Source organism: Mycobacterium parascrofulaceum ATCC BAA-614, from assembly GCF_000164135.1.
GTDB classification, from domain to species: Bacteria; Actinomycetota; Actinomycetes; order Mycobacteriales; family Mycobacteriaceae; genus Mycobacterium; species Mycobacterium parascrofulaceum.
Window position 1 is genome coordinate 1,243,765 of sequence record NZ_GG770553.1, and the last position, 15,571, is coordinate 1,259,335.

Here is a 15,571-nt window from a genome sequence, read left to right on the forward strand (position 1 = left end):
TGACGTGGTGCATCCGTCGAGTCCGCCGGCCGCCGGTCACCGGCTGCGCTTTGTGTCGGCCACGCACGACGACCCGCTGGCGCAGCCGCTGCTGGCCGAGCTGGCCGACGAGTACGCGCGCCGCTACGGCGGCACCCCGAGCACCCACCTGTCCTGGTTACCGGTGCCGGAGGCCGAATTGGCGCCGCCCGACGGCGGGCTGCTGATCGGGGTGCTCGACGGCGTGCCCGTCACCGGCGGCGCGTTCCGGCGTTACGACGCCGAGACGGCCGAGCTCAAACGGATCTGGACCGACCGGGCCTACCGGCGCCGCGGGTACGCCCGCGTGCTGCTGGCGGCCCTGGAGGCCGAGGCCGGCGCGCGCGGGTACCGGCGGCTCTACCTGATCACCGGCAACCGCCAACCCGAGGCCGAGGCGCTCTACGACGCGACCGGTTACACCCGGGTGCCCGCCGACCCGCTGCCGTCGTGGGGGCCGTTCGTGCCGATCGCGTTCGAGAAGTGGCTGGTTCCCGGCGGTCAGTGAGTTCGCGGCGCCGCCACGGCGAACAGCGCGACTGACTTGGCAACCGTCACAATCGTTTTCCCATGGCCCGATGCGGTGATTCCCGCGTCATTGGGCGCCGGCCAGGGCGAGGGCCGCCGCGGTCGCCTCGCGTATCGGCCCGCGCCACACGTCGCCGTGCCCCGGCAGCAGGACGTCGGTGTCGATCAGCGCCAGGGCGGACAGGGTGCGGATGCAATCCCGTTGGCTATGGCTGAAGATCGCCGGCAGCAGCTGCGGCCCGCGGTGACGCAACAGCGGGTGACCGGTGATCAGCGCGTCGCCGCTGACCAGCACGCCGTCGACCACGTACGAGCAGTGTCCGTTGGTGTGGCCGGGACTGAAAACCGGTTGCGGCTGGCCCGGCAGGCCGGCGGCCACCTCGGCGGTCAGCGGCGCGGCGGTGGGGATGCCGTCGCGGATCAGCCCGCCGCTGCGGACCACGTGGGCGGTCCACCTGGCCCAGCGGGGCCGCCAAATGCGCAGCGCGACATCGACGATCGACACCTGCTCCAGGTACTCGCGTTTGGCGTGCCCCACCTCGTCGGCGTGGCAGTACACCGGAACGCCGTGGTCGCCGGCGAACCAGATCGCCGAGCCGAGGTGGTCGATGTGCGCGTGCGTCAGCAGGACGGCGCGCACGTCCTCGGGGCCGTAGCCCAGCGCGGACAGCGACGCCAGCGCGTCCTGGCGGTCCCCCGGATAGCCGGCGTCGATCAGCAGCACGCCGGTGTCGTCGGTGACCAGGGTCCAGTTGACAGCGTCGCCCCGGGCGAGGTGCACCCGGTCGGTGACCTGAATGAGCTCCGCCATGCCCGCGAGTGTATGCGGGGAGTAGAAATGACCCGTGGCTGAACTGAAACTGGGATACAAGGCATCCGCCGAACAATTCGCCCCGCGCGAGCTCGTCGAACTCGCTGTCGCCGCCGAAGCTCACGGCATGGACAGCGCAACCGTCAGTGACCATTTCCAGCCGTGGCGGCACGAGGGCGGGCACGCCCCGTTCTCGCTGGCGTGGATGACCGCCGTGGGTGAGCGCACCGAGCGGATCGTGCTGGGCACCTCGGTGCTCACGCCGACCTTCCGGTACAACCCCGCCGTCATCGCGCAGGCGTTCGCCACCATGGCCTGCCTGTACCCGGACCGGATCTTCCTCGGCGTCGGCACCGGGGAGGCGCTGAACGAGATCGCCACCGGCTACGAGGGCGAGTGGCCGGAGTTCAAGGAGCGCTTCGCCCGGCTGCGCGAATCGGTGCGCCTGATGCGCGAGCTGTGGCGCGGCGACCGCGTGGACTTCGACGGCGAGTACTACCGGCTCAAGGGCGCCTCGATCTACGACGTCCCCGAGGGCGGCGTGCCCATCTATGTCGCCGCCGGCGGGCCGGCCGTGGCCAAATACGCCGGCCGCGCCGGCGACGGCTTCATCTGCACCTCGGGCAAGGGCGAGGAGCTCTACAAGGACAAGCTGATCCCGGCCGTCTTGGAGGGCGCTGCGGTCAACGACCGCGACGCCGACGACATCGACAAGATGATCGAGATCAAGATCTCCTACGACCCCGATCCGGAGCTCGCCCTGGAGAACACCCGGTTCTGGGCGCCGCTGTCGCTGACCCCGGAGCAGAAGCACAGCATCGACGACCCGATCGAGATGGAGAAGGCCGCCGACGCGCTGCCGATCGAGCAGGTGGCCAAGCGGTGGATCGTGGCCTCCGACCCCGACGAGGCCGTCGAAAAGGTCAAGGACTACGTCGGCTGGGGGCTCAACCACCTGGTGTTCCACGCCCCCGGCCATGACCAGCGCCGCTTCCTGGACCTCTTCGAGAAGGATCTGGCCCCCAGGCTGCGGCGACTTGGCTGAATCCGCCACTCCTGCGTCGGGGATCTACATCGCCGCTCCGGAACCGGAGACCGGCAAGTCGACGCTCGCGCTGGGGCTGCTGCACCGGCTGACGGCGACCGTCGCCAAGGTCGGCGTGTTCCGGCCGATCACGCGGGTCACCGACGGCAAGGACCGCGACTACATCCTGGACCTGCTGCTGCGGCACACCACCGCGGGCGTGCCCTACGAGCAGTGCCTCGGCGTGACCTATCAGCAGCTGCACGCGGACACCGACGCCGCGATCGCCGCCATCGTCGACGCCTATCACGCGATGGCCGACGACTGCGACGCGGTGGTGATCGTGGGCAGCGACTACACCGACGTCGCCCGGCCCGCCGAGCTGTCGGTCAACGCCCGGATCGCGGTCAACCTCGGCGCGCCGGTGCTGCTCACGGTCAGCGGCCGGGGCCGCACCCCCGACGAGGTCGCGCGCGTCGTCGACGTGTGCCTGGCCGAGCTGGCCGCCCAGCGCGCCCACGCCGCCGCGGTGGTGGCCAACCGCTGCGAACCGGCGCGGCTCGGGGAGGTCGCCGAGGCGCTGGAGGCCTTCCCGCAGCGCAGCTACGTGCTGCCCGAAGAGCCGCTGCTGTGTGCGCCGACGGTGGCCGAGCTCGAAAAGGCGGTCGGCGGAACGCCGGTCAGCGGTGAGGCGTCGCTGCGGGAACGCGAGGTCACCGGCGTGCTGGTCGCCGGGATGACCGCCGACCACGTCCTGGAGCGGCTCGGCGACGGGATGGCGGTCATCACCCCCGGTGACCGCTCGGACGTGGTGCTCGCGGTGGCCAGCGCCCATGCGGCCGAAGGCTTTCCGTCGCTGTCGTGCATCGTCCTCAACGGCGGGTTCCGGCTCCATCCGTCGATCGCCGCGCTGGTCGCCGGGCTGCGGCTGCGACTCCCGATCATCGGCACCACGCTGGGCACCTACGACGCCGCCAGCGCGGCGGCCGCGGTCCGCGGCCGCGTCACGGCGAACTCGCAGCGCAAGATCGACACCGCGCTCGAGCTGATGGACCGCTACGTCGACATCACGGATCTGCTTGCCCAGCTTGCCATTCCGATACCGACGGTCACCACGCCGCAGATGTTCATCCACCGGCTGACGCTGCAGGCGCGGTCGGACCGCAAGCACATCGTGCTTCCCGAGGGCGACGACGACCGCATCCTCAAGTCGGCCGGCCGGGTGCTGCAGCGCCGCGTCGCCGACCTCACCGTGCTCGGCGACGAGGCGCAGATCCGCCAGCGTTCGGGCGAGCTCGGGGTGGACCTCGACGGCGCACAGGTCATCGACCCGCTCACCAGCGACCTGCGCTTCCGGTTCGCCGACCAGTACGCCGAGTTGCGCAAGGCCAAGGGCGTCACCGTCGAGCACGCCCGCGAGATCATGCGCGACGCTACGTATTTCGGCACCATGCTGGTGTTCAACGGCATGGTCGACGGCATGGTGTCGGGCGCGGCGCACACCACGGCGCACACCGTTCGCCCCGCCTTCGAGATCATCAAGACCGTCCCCGACGTCTCGACCGTGTCCAGCATCTTCCTGATGTGCCTGCCCGACCGCGTGCTGGCGTACGGCGACTGCGCGATCATCCCGAACCCGACGCCCGAGCAGCTGGCCGACATCGCGATCTCGTCGGCGCGCACCGCGGCGCAGTTCGGCATCGAACCGCGGGTCGCGATGCTGTCGTACTCCACCGGAGCATCGGGCACCGGCGCCGACGTCGACAAGGTCAGAAAGGCAACGGAATTGGTCCGGCTGAGGGCGCCCCAACTCCCCGTCGAGGGCCCCATCCAGTACGACGCGGCGATCGAGCCGTCCGTCGCGGCCACCAAGCTGCGCGGCTCGCCGGTGGCCGGCCGCGCCACGGTGCTGATCTTCCCCGACCTCAACACCGGCAACAACACCTACAAGGCGGTGCAACGCAGCGCCGGGGCGATCGCGATCGGCCCGGTGCTGCAGGGGCTGCGCAAACCCGTCAACGACCTGTCCCGCGGCGCCACGGTCGAGGACATCGTGAACACCGTCGCCATCACCGCGATCCAGGCGCAGGGCATCCGTGGCTAGCGCCAACCGCGTCGTACTGGTGATCAACTCCGGCTCGTCGTCGCTGAAATACCAGTTGGTCGATCCCGATTCGGGCGCGGCCCGCGCCACCGGCAACGTCGAGCGGATCGGCGAGGAGTCCTCCGGGGTCCCCGACCACGACGCGGCGCTGCGGCACGCGTTCGACGCGCTGTCCGAGCAGGGCATCGACTTGCGCGCCTGCGGCCTGGTGGCGGTGGGCCACCGAGTGGTGCACGGCGGCAACACTTTCTACCGGCCCACCCGGGTGGACGACGCGGTGCTCGACAAGCTCGACGAATTGTCGGAGCTGGCGCCGCTGCACAACCCGCCCGCGGTGAAGGGCATCGAGGTGGCGCGCAAGCTGCTGCCGGACGTCCCGCACATCGCCGTGTTCGACACGGCGTTCTTCCACGACATGCCGCCCGCCGCCGCCACCTATGCCATCGACCGCGGCTTGGCCGAACGCTGGCAGATCCGCCGCTACGGTTTTCACGGCACGTCGCACCGGTACGTGAGCGAGCAGGCCGCCGCCTTCCTGGGCCGGCCGCTGCGGGGCACCAAACAGATTGTGCTGCACCTGGGTAACGGCTGTTCGGCCTCCGCGATCGCCGGCACCCGGCCGCTGGACACCTCGATGGGCCTGACGCCGCTGGAGGGCCTGGTGATGGGCACCCGCAGCGGCGACATCGACCCCAGCATCGTCAGCTACCTGTGCCACATGGCCAAGATGGGCGTCGACGAGGTCGAGTCCATGCTCAACCAGCGGTCGGGGGTGCTCGGCCTGTCCGGTGAGCGCGACTTCCGGCGGCTGCGCGCCATGATCGAATCGGGCGACGGCGCAGCCCAATTGGCCTACAGCGTGTTCACGCACCGGCTGCGCAAGTACATCGGCGCCTACCTGGCGGTGCTGGGGCACACCGATGTCATCACCTTCACCGCCGGCATCGGGGAGAACGACGCGGCCGTGCGCCGCGACGCGGTGTCCGGGCTGGAGGAGCTGGGCGTCGTGCTCGACGAGCGCCGCAACCTCGGCGGCGGCAGGGGCGCCCGGCAGATCTCCGCCGAGGACTCACCGATCGCCGTGCTGGTGATCCCCACCAACGAGGAACTGGCCATCGCCCGCGACTGCGTGAGCGCGCTGAGCGGCTGAGGGCCCCCCGCCCCCTGGGCCCCCGGCCTTTGGGCCCCGCCCCCTGGGCCCCCCGCCCTTTGCGCTGACCGTGCACTCACGGCGTCGAATGTGCGTCCACGGCGCAAAAGTCCCCCGATTCCCGCCGTGAGCGCACGCGCAAAGCCCTGAGCGCACACGCGACCACACTGTGCATAGCGGAATTCGCGAAGCGTGGCCGACGTGCGACCGTTCCGGCATGGAACCGGGGAAACCGTTCATCGGCAGTGACGCATTGGAGTCGGGCGCGCTCAACCGCCATCAACTGCGGGCCCGTTATCGTGCCGTCTTTCCGAACGTCTACGTATCCAACGGTGCCGGGCTGTCACTCGAGCGGCGAATCTCGGCGGCCTGGCTGTGGTCTGGGCGGGCGGCGACGATCGCGGGCGCGGCCGCCGCCGCCTTACACGGGTCGAAGTGGATCCCCGACGACGTGTTGATCGAGCTGCATCACGCCAACACCCGCCCGCCGCGCGGCGTGCTGACGCGGCGCGGTGCGCTGCTCGAGGGCGAGACGCAGACGGTGGGCGGGTATCCGGTCACCACCCCCGAGCGCACCGCCTTCGACATCGGCCGGCGCGGGGCGGTGCGCTCGGCGGTGGTGCGGCTGGACGCCCTCGCCCGGGCAACGGGTTTCAAGGTCGACGACGTGCTGCGCATCGCCAAGCGCCATCCGGGCTCACCCGGCCTGCGGCGCCTCGAGACGGCGCTGGAGCTGGTCGACCCGGGCGCGCAGTCGCCGCGGGAAAGCTATTTGCGGCTGCTCCTCATCGACGCCGGCCTGCCCCGGCCGCAGACCCAGATACCGGTGCTCGGCGTCGACGGCATCCCGGTCGCCTTTCTCGATCTGGGCTGGGCGGAAGACATGGTCGCCGTTGAATACGACGGCGACCAACACCGCACGGAAAGAAGGCAATACGTCAAGGACATCCGGCGCATCGAGATGCTGGAGCAGATGGGGTGGATCGTCGTCCGGGTGGTCGCCGAGGACCGGCCCGCCGTGATCGTGCGCCGGGTTCGGGACGCGCTGGCCGCATCGCGTGTGCGGTCACGGCTTTGAGTGTGCGCTCACGGCGGGATCCGGGCGATCTTCCCGCCCTGGATGCACCCGCGAAGCCCTGGACGCACACGCGAAGCGGCGGAGGGTGGGCAAGCCGCCGGTCTCGCGGCAAGCCCTGGACGCGCACGCGTCCGAAAACCTAGAACGTGCTGGTCGGCCGCACCCGGTTCGCCATGTCCACCAGCTCGTAGCGATGGCGCTGGGTGGGCGCCACCCGGGCCAGGTTGCGCAGCGCGGCCTCGACGCCCAGCCGCAGCCCGTGCTCGGTGAACGGGAAGCCGAGGATGTGGTTGGTGCTGGCCTTGTTGTCTTCCAGCCAGTCCATCGCGCAGCCCAGCACCAGCGCGCGGATCTGCAGAACGCGCGGTTCGGTGGGCGGCAGCGCCTCGACGCGGCGGGCCGCGTCGCGGATATCCTCCTCGGTGATCTCGCTCTTCGTCCGCCCCGACAGCAGGGTCACCGCGCTGGTCAGGCGCGCGGTGGTGAAATGCCTCGAGGTGGGCGGCACTTCGTCCAGGGTGCGCACCGCGGCGGCCCGATCGCCCTCGGCGGACAGCCAGCGCGCCAGCCCGAAGGCCGCCGAGATCACCCCGTCGTTGGTCTTCCACACGGTTTGGTAATACTTCTGCTCGTCGACGTCTCCGGCCAGCTCGGCGGTGGCGGCCAACGCCAGCTTGGGTGCCAGCTCGCCCGGGAACGTGTCCAGCACCTCGGTGAAATGCGTTGTGGCGGAATCGTAGTCGCCGGTGAGCAGCTCCGAGACGGCCCGGTACCACACCAACCGCCACTGCCAGCCGACCCGCTCGGCCAGGTCGTCGAGCTTGCGGGTGGCCTTGGCCACGTCGCCCAGGTCCAGCAGCGCGCGGACCTCCATCAGCGGCAATTCGATCGACTCGGAAACCTCGACGCCCTCGGCGTCCAGCGTGCCGTGCCGCGCCGCGCGCAACGAGTCCAGCGTCTGCACGGGCTGGGACAGCACCGTGGCCTGCAGGACCGGGGCGGCGACGTCGGTCGGGTCCACCAACGGCACCTGCAGCGCGGTCACGATCTCGCGGGCCGTCAGCCGCTCCGAATGGACCTGGCCGTCCAGGTAGACGTCGGTGTGCGCGACCAGCAGGTCCACCCCGAACGTCGAGCGGCTGGGGCTGAAGATGGTCGACAGCCCGGGCCGCGGTATGCCGGTGTCCTGGGCCACCACCTCGCGGAGCACGCCCATCAGCTGCGCGGACATCTCCTCGGTGCTGGCGAAGCGGCGCCGCGGGTCCGGGTCGGTGGCGCGGCGCAGCAGGCGGCGGAACGAGTCGTAGGTGGTCAGCGCCGGGTCGTGTTCGGGCAGGCCGTCGACGTAGCGGCCGTTGCGGGTCGGCAGGTTCACCGTCAGCGCCGCCAGGGTGCGCCCGACGGTGTAGATGTCGGTGGCGACCGTCGGGCCGGTCCGCACGATCTCCGGCGCCTGGAAGCCGGGGGTGCCGTAGAGGTAGCCGAACGAGTTGATCCGCGACACCGCGCCCAGGTCGATCAGCTTGAGCTGCTCCTCGGTCAGCATGATGTTCTCCGGCTTGAGGTCGTTGTAGACCAGGCCGATGGAGTGCAGATAGGTCAGCGCGGGCAGGATCTCCAGCAGGTAGGCGATGGCCTCGGCGACCGGCAGCTTCTTGTCCTTGCCATGCTTGAGCGGCTGCCCGCCGATGTACTCCATGACGATGTAGCCGACCGGGTTGCCGCCCCGGTCCTTGTGCTCGACGAAGTTGAAGATCTGCACGATCTGCGGGTGAACCACCTCGGCGAGAAACTGTCGTTCGGCCATCGCGATCGCCTGCGCCTCGGCGTCGCCGGAGTGCACCAGGCCCTTGAGCACGACGGGGCGGTCGTTGACGTTGTGGTCGACCGCCAGGTACACCCAGCCCAGGCCGCCGTGCGCGATGCAGCCCTTGACCTCGTACTGCCCGGCGACAATCTCTCCCGGATTCAGCTGGGGCAGAAACGAATACGCGCTGCCGCAGGCCGGGCACCAGCCCTCCGACTCACCCTTGACGCCCTTGCTCGACCGGCCGACCGGCTTGCCGCAGTTCCAGCAGAACCGCTTGGCCTCCGGCACCACCGGGTTGGTCATCAGGGCCTCGAGCGGGTCGATGTCGCGCACCCGGGGGATCTCGACCAGTCCGCCGCCCAGCTGTCGGACCGGCGGCAGCACCCGCGTCCCTATCGTCACCCGGTCCTGCGGCTCGCTGTCCACGGTGCCGAGCGAGATGTGCGGAAGGTCGTCGTCCTCGTCGTCGAAGTCGGGACGAAACAGCGCCTGGGTGGCCTGGATTCGCCCCGTCGTCGGGCCGCCGCCCTGGGTGTCCGGCGGTTGCGTGCCCGGGCTGACGTCGTCGGCGCCGGGTTCGGTGTGTTCGGCCTTGTCCGAGTCGGTCATCAGTCCAGGTACCTCGGCGTGGGCGGGGCGGGCGCGGGGCCCAGCACGGTCAACCACTTGCGGTACAACGTGTTCCACGTGCCGTCCCGGCGGATCCGCTCCAGCGTGCCGTTGACGAACCGCACCAGACCGGTGTTGGTGAGGTTGATCCCGATGCCGTAGGGCTGGGTGGCCATGTTGGGGCCGACGATGTGCAGGTACGGGTCCTCCTCGACCAGCCCGGCCAGGATCGAGTCGTCGGTGCTGACGGCGTCGATCTCGCGCTGCTGCATCGCCACCAGGCAGTCGGCCCAGTTCACCACCGACACGATCACCGGCGGCGGGTCGATCTGGCGGATCCGGTGCAGCGACGTCGTGCCCTTCGCCACGCAGACCCGCTTGCCGGACAGGTCGCCCACCTTGGTGATGGGCGAATCCCGCGGCGCCAGGATGCGCTGGTTGGCGTCGAGGTAGACGGTCGAGAAGTTGACCTGCTTGCGCCGCTCGCAGGTGATGGTCATGGTCTTGACCACCACGTCGACCTCGGAGCGCTGCAGCGCGGTGACGCGCTCGTCGGACGACAGGATGCGGTATTCGACGTGCGACGGGGCGCCGAAGATGTCGCGCGCGATCTCACCGGCGATGTCGACGTCGAAGCCGGTGATCTCGCCGGTGATCGGGTCGCGGAAGCTGAACAGGTTGCTGCCGATGTCCAGCCCGACGATCAGCCGCCCGCGGGCGCGGATGTCGGCGACGGCCGCGTCGGCCTGCGCCTTGGTCGGGAAGGGCCGCAGGCTCGCCGTCAGGTCGCAGCCCTGGCTGGGGTCGTCCGGCGGCAGCGGCGGCTCCGGCGGCAGCTGTTGCATGCCGACCGGGGTGGGCGGCGGCAGCGTCGGCACGGTGGCCATCGTCAGCGATTCGGTGTGCCCGCACCCGGCCAGCACGGCCGCCGTGGCGAGCACGGCGCCCGCCCGCAGCAGCCGGGCCGGCCGCGCCGTCATCGGTACTCTCTCAGCCGCGGCCACAGGCCCAGGGCCACCGCGATGGCGGCGCCCAGGCTGAGCACCACGCCGCCGACCTGGGCGCCGGACAGCCCGCTGCGCGCGTTGAGGACGTCGTTGCGCAGGTGGGTGCGGCTCTGGTCGATGGCCTTCACCAACTGGTACTCGAGCTTGTCGAACGCCGGGGTGGAGTCGTCCTCGCTGCTGCCCAGGGCGACCTGCGTGGCCGCCCGGTAGTTGCCCACCGAGATGTAGGAGGTGATCCGGTCGTTGGCCTGCCGCCAGCGCAACAGCAGCTGATCGGCGCCCTCCAGGTCGGGCTTGTCGACGGCGTCGCCGCGGACCATGTACTGGGCGAGCTGGGAGTGCATGGAGTCGATCCGCTGATAGAACGACTCCTTGCGCTTCTCCTCGTCCCCGCGGCGGATCAGCGACAGCGTCTCGTCCGCCCGCGCCTGCTGGGCGGTGATCGCGACGTTGGTCACGATCCGCAGCGAGTCGGCGGCGGTGTTCTTCGCGCTACGGCTGGCGGCCGTCGAGATGGCCAGCGCGGTCCCGACCCACACCACCATGACGAGGATAGCGAGGCCGCCGACGACCAGGCCCGGGTTGATCCGGCGCCGGGTACGCCTGGCCAGCCACCGGTGGGCGAAGATGCCGAACACCGCGGTGGCGGTGACCACCAGGATGACCGGCGCCGGGATCTGGGTGGAGGCGGTGGTTTCCGCGTCCACCCGTTCCGACGTCGCCTGATACAGCTGCGCCGCGTCGGGCAGGATCGTCGACTGCATCAGCCCCGACGCCTCCGACAGGTACGACGACCCGACCGGGTTGCCCTCCCGGTTGTTGGTGCGGGCGATTTCGATCAGGCCGGTGTAGACGGCCAGCTCGGCGTTGATCCGGCCCAGCAGCTGCACCAGCGGTTCGTCGGTGAGCCCGCTCGAGGCCCGGGTCACCGCGACCGAGGCGTCGGTGATGGCCTGCTCGTAGCGCTGGCGGACGGGCGGCGGCTCGGCTTCGGCGATGAACGCGGTGGCCGCCGCGGCGTCGGCCACCGAGAGGGTGGTGTACAGCCGCCCGGCGGCGAACGACAGCGGCTCGGTGTGGTTGAGGACCGTGGTCAGCACCTGCTGCCGGTGGTTGATGGTGGTCGAGGTGGCGAAGGCGCAGATACCGCCGAGCACCGCCAGCACGATGCCGATGCTCAGGATGCGGCCCGGCGTGGTCGAGATGAACCACCAGCGCGGATGGACTGGTTCGACCGGCGACCGCGACCCCTGCGGCTCCGTCGACGGGTGCGCCAGCTCAACCGTCACGTCGAATCAACCCTCGTCTTTCGCGACCACTGGAACGCTGCACCAAACTCTATAAGCGAATTCTAAGAGAATTGTGCGGCGGATGGGTGGAGGCAGACCAAGAGACCGGGCGATCACGTGCATATCCTGAACTCGTGCGAAGCGACGGTGACGGTTGGGTGGTTTCCACCAGCGGAGCCCACTATTGGGGCCGCTTCGGCGCGGCGGGTCTGCTGCTGCGGGCCCCGCAACCGGACGGTACCCCCGCGGTGCTGCTGCAGCACCGCGCGGTGTGGAGCCACCAGGGCGGAACCTGGGGCCTGCCCGGCGGGGCGCGGGACAGCCACGAGACCCCGGAGCAGACCGCGGTCCGCGAGGCGCAGGAGGAGGCGGGGCTGCACGGCGGGCTGGTGACGGTGCGCTCGACGGTGGTCACCGCCGAGGTCGCCGGGCTGGGCGGCGACCGCTGGACCTACACCACGGTCGTCGCCGACGCCCCGGAGCTGCTGCACACCGTGCCCAACGGGGAGAGCGCCGAGATGCGCTGGGTCGCCGAGGACGAGGTGGCCAACCTGCCCCTGCACCCGGGCTTCGCCGCGAGCTGGCAGCGGCTGCGCACCGCCACGGCGCTGGTGCCGCTGGACCACGCGGACGAACGACGGCGGCAGCTGCCGCGCACGATCGAGATCGAGGCCGGCTTCTTCTGGTGCATGCCGGGGGACGCAGACGTCGCGCCGCTGAATCCCCGCATCAACACGCTGCTGCAAGCGCTGATCTGAGCCGCCGCGCCGCGGCCCGCGGGTCGGCGGCCGCGGTGATCGCGCGCACCACCACGATGCGGCGGGCGCCGGCGGCCAGCACCTCGGGCAGCCGCGCCTCGTCGATGCCGCCGATCGCGAACCACGGCTTGGCGCCGCCGAACCCGGCCGCCGCCCGCACCAGCGGCAGGCCCGGCGCCTCGCGGCCCGGTTTGGTGGGGGTCGGCCAGCACGGCCCGACGCAGAAGTAGTCGGCCTCGCTCGCGCTGGCCGCGACGGCCTGATCCCGGTCGTGGCTGGACAGGCCGAGTAGCGTGTCCGGGCCGACGATCCCGCGCGCGACGTCCAGCGGCAGGTCGCCCTGCCCCAGGTGCAGCACGTCGGCGCCGGCCGCGCGGGCGATGTCCGCCCGGTCGTTGACCGCGAACAGGGCGCCGTGCCGGCGGGCGGCGTCGGCCAGGATCTCGCACGCCGCCAGCTCGTCGCGCGCCTCGAGGGGCCCGAAGCGCCGCTCACCCGCCGACCCCTTGTCGCGCAGCTGGATGATGTCGACCCCGCCGGCCAGGGCGGCGTCGGCGAACTCGGCCAGATCGCCACGCTCCCGGCGCGCGTCGGTGCACAGATACAGCCGTGCGGCCGCCAGCCGGGTAACTCGCTGATGCACACCGTGACGCTAGCGCGCTAGCGTGGAAGCCGAAGAACACGGGAGTCCCGGCGAGCGGGGACTGAGAGTGGGCACGCGTGCCCTTACCGTCACACCTGATCCGGGTCATGCCGGCGAAGGGAGCAAAGGATGCCCAACTCACTCGCGGTCATCGGCGGTGGCGTCATCGGGCTGGCGGTCGCGCGCCGCGCGGCGCAGGCCGGGTGGTCGGTGCGGGTGCACCGCACCGGCGCCGCGGGCGCGTCCTGGGTCGCGGGCGGCATGCTGGCCCCGCACAGCGAGGGCTGGCCCGGTGAGGAGCGGCTGCTGCAGCTGGGCCTCGAGTCGCTGCGGCTGTGGCGCGAGGGTGGCTTCCTCGACGGGTTGCCGCCGCAGGTCATCACCGCCCGGGAGTCGCTGGTGGTGGCCGTCGACCGCGCCGACGTCGCCGACCTGCGCACGGTCGCCGACTGGCTGTCGGCGCAGGGGCATCCGGTGGTGTGGGAGTCGGCCGCCCGCGACCTCGAACCGCTGCTGGCCCAGGGCATCCGGCACGGCTTTCGGGCGCCCACCGAGCTGGCGGTGGACAACCGCGCGGTGCTCGAGGCCCTGGCCGCGGAGTGCGAGCGCCTCGGGGTGCGCTGGGCGCCGCCGGCGCGCGACCTGACGGTTGACGGCGACGCGGTGGTGATCGCCAACGGCATCGACGCCCCCGCGCTGTGGCCGGGCCTGCCGGTGCGCCCCGTCAAGGGCGAGGTGCTGCGGCTGCGCTGGCGGCGCGGGTGTATGCCGGTGCCCCGCCGCGTGATTCGCGCGCGCGTGCACGGGCGGCAGGTCTACCTGGTGCCCCGGGCCGACGGGGTGGTCGTCGGCGCCACCCAATACGAACACGGGCGCGACACCGCCCCGGTGGTGTCGGGGGTGCGCGACCTGCTCGACGACGCCTGCGCCGTGCTGCCGGCGCTCGGCGAGTACGAGCTGGCCGAGTGCGCCGCGGGGCTGCGGCCGATGACACCCGATAATTTGCCACTGGTGCAGCGCCTCGACGAACGAACCCTGGTCGCCGGCGGCCACGGCCGGTCCGGCTTCCTGTTGGCGCCGTGGACCGCGGAACAGATCGTGTCCGAACTGGCCCCGGTCGGAGCCCGCGCATGATCGTCGTGGTGAACGAGAAGAAGGTCGAGGTCGACGAGCGGATCACGGTGGCCGCGCTGCTGGAGTCGCTGGGCTACCCCGACCGGGGCGTCGCGGTGGCGATGGGCGACGCGGTGCTCCCGCGATCCGATTGGACGACAACGCTGTTCGACGGTGCGCGGCTCGAGGTGGTGACGGCGGTGCAGGGTGGCTGAATCTGAATTGTCCCGCTCCTCCTCGGGCCGTACCGGCCTGCATCGTCACGGGACGGAAACCAAGCTCACGATCGCCGATCGCAGCTTCGCCTCGCGGCTCATCATGGGCACCGGCGGGGCGACCAGCCTGGCCGCGCTGCAGGAGGCGCTGGTCGCGTCGGGCACCGAGCTGACCACCGTCGCGATGCGCAGGGTCGACGCCGAGGGCGGGACGGGGCTGCTGGACCTGCTCAACCGGCTCGGCATCACGCCGCTGCCCAACACCGCGGGGTGCCGCAGCGCGGCCGAGGCGGTGCTCACCGCGCAGCTGGCCCGCGAGGCGCTGAACACCAACTGGGTCAAGCTGGAGGTGATCGCCGACGAGCGCACGCTGCTGCCCGACGCGGTCGAATTGGTCCGGGCCGCCGAGCAATTGGTCGACGACGGGTTCGTCGTTCTGCCTTACACCAACGACGACCCGGTGCTGGCCCGCCGGCTCGAGGACGCCGGCTGCGCGGCGGTGATGCCGTTGGGCTCGCCGATCGGTACCGGACTGGGCATCACCAACCCGCACAACATCGAGATGATCGTCGCCCGGGCCGGCGTTCCGGTGGTGCTCGACGCCGGCATCGGGACGGCCAGCGACGCCGCGCTGGCAATGGAATTGGGTTGCGATGCCGTGCTTTTGGCCACCGCGGTGACCCGCGCCGCCGATCCCGCGGCGATGGCGGCCGCGATGGCCGCCGCCGTCACCGCCGGCTACCTGGCCCGCCGGGCCGGGCGGATCCCCAAGCGCTTCTGGGCGCAGGCGTCCAGCCCGCAACGATGAAACGGTATGTGGCCATTGGCAGTTCGATGGCCGCCGGTCCGGGCATCGGGCCCCGCGCCAAGGGGGCGCCCTGGGGTTCGGGCCGCTCGGCGCGCAACTATCCGCACCTGGTCGCCCGGCGCTGCGGCCTCGACCTGGTAGACGTCACCTTTTCCGGCGCGACCACCGCCCACGTGCTCGTCGACCGCCAGCGCGGCACGCCACCCCAGATCGACGCGGTGGACGGCTCCGAACGCCTGGTGACGATCACGATCGGCGGCAACGACGTCGGCTACGTTCCGCTGCTGATGGCCGCCTCGTTGCCGCGGGCCCTGCGGCGGCTGCCGTTGCTCGGGCCGCGGATGGCCGAACTGCTGGACGTCGATGCGCGCAATCGGGCCCTCGACGCGGTGTTCGAATCGTTGTGCGCGGTCGGGGTCGCGGTGCGCGATCGCGCACCGCGGGCCCGGGTGTTGTTCGTCGACTACCTCACCGTCCTGCCGCCCGCGGGCACGCGGGCCGCCCCGCTGTCGGAGGCGGACGCCGACCTCGGCCGCCACGTGGCCGCCACACTGGAACGGCTCACCGCCGACGCGGCGGCGGCCACGGGCTGCGAGGTGGTCCGCG

General features: G+C 71.4%; 15 protein-coding genes. 10 read left to right on the forward strand and 5 right to left on the reverse strand.

All coding sequences use genetic code 11. The annotated features are described in order from the left end of the window. The first annotated feature begins 7 nt into the window (after positions 1–7). Positions 8–526: a GNAT family N-acetyltransferase gene (locus HMPREF0591_RS05835; protein WP_040621925.1), complete on the forward strand. Its 519-nt coding sequence runs from the start codon at positions 8–10 to the stop codon at positions 524–526. An 87-nt stretch (positions 527–613) separates the two neighbouring features. Here HMPREF0591_RS05835 and HMPREF0591_RS05840 read toward each other — a convergent pair whose 3' ends face one another. Further along, positions 614–1,357 (reverse strand): MBL fold metallo-hydrolase, encoded by a 744-nt coding sequence (locus tag HMPREF0591_RS05840; protein WP_007167519.1) that lies wholly within the window; start codon positions 1,355–1,357, stop codon positions 614–616. A gap of 34 nt (positions 1,358–1,391) precedes the next feature. On the opposite strand from HMPREF0591_RS05840, the gene fgd reads away from it, so the two are divergent. From fgd to HMPREF0591_RS05860, 4 genes are all read left to right on the forward strand, one after another. Beyond that, positions 1,392–2,402: a glucose-6-phosphate dehydrogenase (coenzyme-F420) gene (gene fgd / locus HMPREF0591_RS05845; RefSeq protein ID WP_007167520.1), complete on the forward strand. Its 1,011-nt coding sequence runs from the start codon at positions 1,392–1,394 to the stop codon at positions 2,400–2,402. After that, positions 2,395–4,485 (forward strand): phosphate acetyltransferase, encoded by a 2,091-nt coding sequence (gene pta / locus HMPREF0591_RS05850; RefSeq protein ID WP_007167521.1) that lies wholly within the window; start codon positions 2,395–2,397, stop codon positions 4,483–4,485. The genes fgd and pta overlap by 8 nt, the downstream gene beginning before the upstream one ends. Beyond that, the gene (locus HMPREF0591_RS05855) at positions 4,478–5,635 is read left to right on the forward strand and encodes an acetate kinase (RefSeq protein WP_007167522.1); all 1,158 of its coding nucleotides are present in this window, start codon (positions 4,478–4,480) and stop codon (positions 5,633–5,635) included. Before pta ends, HMPREF0591_RS05855 begins: the two co-directional genes overlap by 8 nt. A gap of 217 nt (positions 5,636–5,852) precedes the next feature. Beyond that, a complete protein-coding gene (locus tag HMPREF0591_RS05860; protein WP_007167523.1) occupies positions 5,853–6,713 on the forward strand; it encodes a DUF559 domain-containing protein in 861 nt (286 codons plus the stop codon). Positions 6,714–6,852: 139 nt separating this feature from the next. Here HMPREF0591_RS05860 and HMPREF0591_RS05865 read toward each other — a convergent pair whose 3' ends face one another. The 3 genes from HMPREF0591_RS05865 to glnX are packed head-to-tail and all read right to left on the reverse strand — an operon-like array spanning position 6,853 to position 11,428. Then, positions 6,853–9,132: a serine/threonine-protein kinase PknG gene (locus HMPREF0591_RS05865; protein WP_007167524.1), complete on the reverse strand. Its 2,280-nt coding sequence runs from the start codon at positions 9,130–9,132 to the stop codon at positions 6,853–6,855. Continuing rightward, positions 9,132–10,112, reverse strand: a complete 981-nt coding sequence (locus HMPREF0591_RS05870) for a glutamate ABC transporter substrate-binding protein (protein WP_007167525.1) — start codon at positions 10,110–10,112, stop codon at positions 9,132–9,134. Before HMPREF0591_RS05870 ends, HMPREF0591_RS05865 begins: the two co-directional genes overlap by 1 nt. Next, the gene (gene glnX / locus HMPREF0591_RS05875; protein WP_007167526.1) at positions 10,109–11,428 is read right to left on the reverse strand and encodes a protein kinase G-activating protein GlnX; all 1,320 of its coding nucleotides are present in this window, start codon (positions 11,426–11,428) and stop codon (positions 10,109–10,111) included. Before glnX ends, HMPREF0591_RS05870 begins: the two co-directional genes overlap by 4 nt. 134 nt (positions 11,429–11,562) lie before the next feature. Between glnX and HMPREF0591_RS05880 the strand changes: the two genes are divergently transcribed. Beyond that, a complete protein-coding gene (locus tag HMPREF0591_RS05880; protein ID WP_040621213.1) occupies positions 11,563–12,186 on the forward strand; it encodes an NUDIX hydrolase in 624 nt (207 codons plus the stop codon). Here HMPREF0591_RS05880 and thiE read toward each other — a convergent pair. After that, positions 12,158–12,829 carry a thiamine phosphate synthase gene (gene thiE / locus HMPREF0591_RS05885; RefSeq protein ID WP_007167528.1) on the reverse strand — a complete coding sequence of 224 codons (672 nt, stop codon included), beginning with the start codon at positions 12,827–12,829 and terminating at the stop codon, positions 12,158–12,160. The two genes, HMPREF0591_RS05880 and thiE, sit on opposite strands and share 29 nt — an antisense overlap. A 129-nt stretch (positions 12,830–12,958) precedes the next feature. On the opposite strand from thiE, the gene thiO reads away from it, so the two are divergent. The 4 genes from thiO to HMPREF0591_RS05905 form a co-directional block, all read left to right on the forward strand. Next, positions 12,959–13,963 carry a glycine oxidase ThiO gene (gene thiO, locus HMPREF0591_RS05890; protein WP_007167529.1) on the forward strand — a complete coding sequence of 335 codons (1,005 nt, stop codon included), beginning with the start codon at positions 12,959–12,961 and terminating at the stop codon, positions 13,961–13,963. Beyond that, positions 13,960–14,157 carry a sulfur carrier protein ThiS gene (gene thiS, locus HMPREF0591_RS05895; RefSeq protein ID WP_007167530.1) on the forward strand — a complete coding sequence of 66 codons (198 nt, stop codon included), beginning with the start codon at positions 13,960–13,962 and terminating at the stop codon, positions 14,155–14,157. The genes thiO and thiS overlap by 4 nt, the downstream gene beginning before the upstream one ends. A gap of 103 nt (positions 14,158–14,260) precedes the next feature. After that, a complete protein-coding gene (gene thiG / locus HMPREF0591_RS05900) occupies positions 14,261–14,965 on the forward strand; it encodes a thiazole synthase (RefSeq protein WP_050790012.1) in 705 nt (234 codons plus the stop codon). Further along, on the forward strand, positions 14,962–15,571 hold a 610-nt coding region (locus tag HMPREF0591_RS05905), incomplete at its 3' end, for an SGNH/GDSL hydrolase family protein (protein ID WP_007167532.1). The genes thiG and HMPREF0591_RS05905, both read left to right, overlap by 4 nt.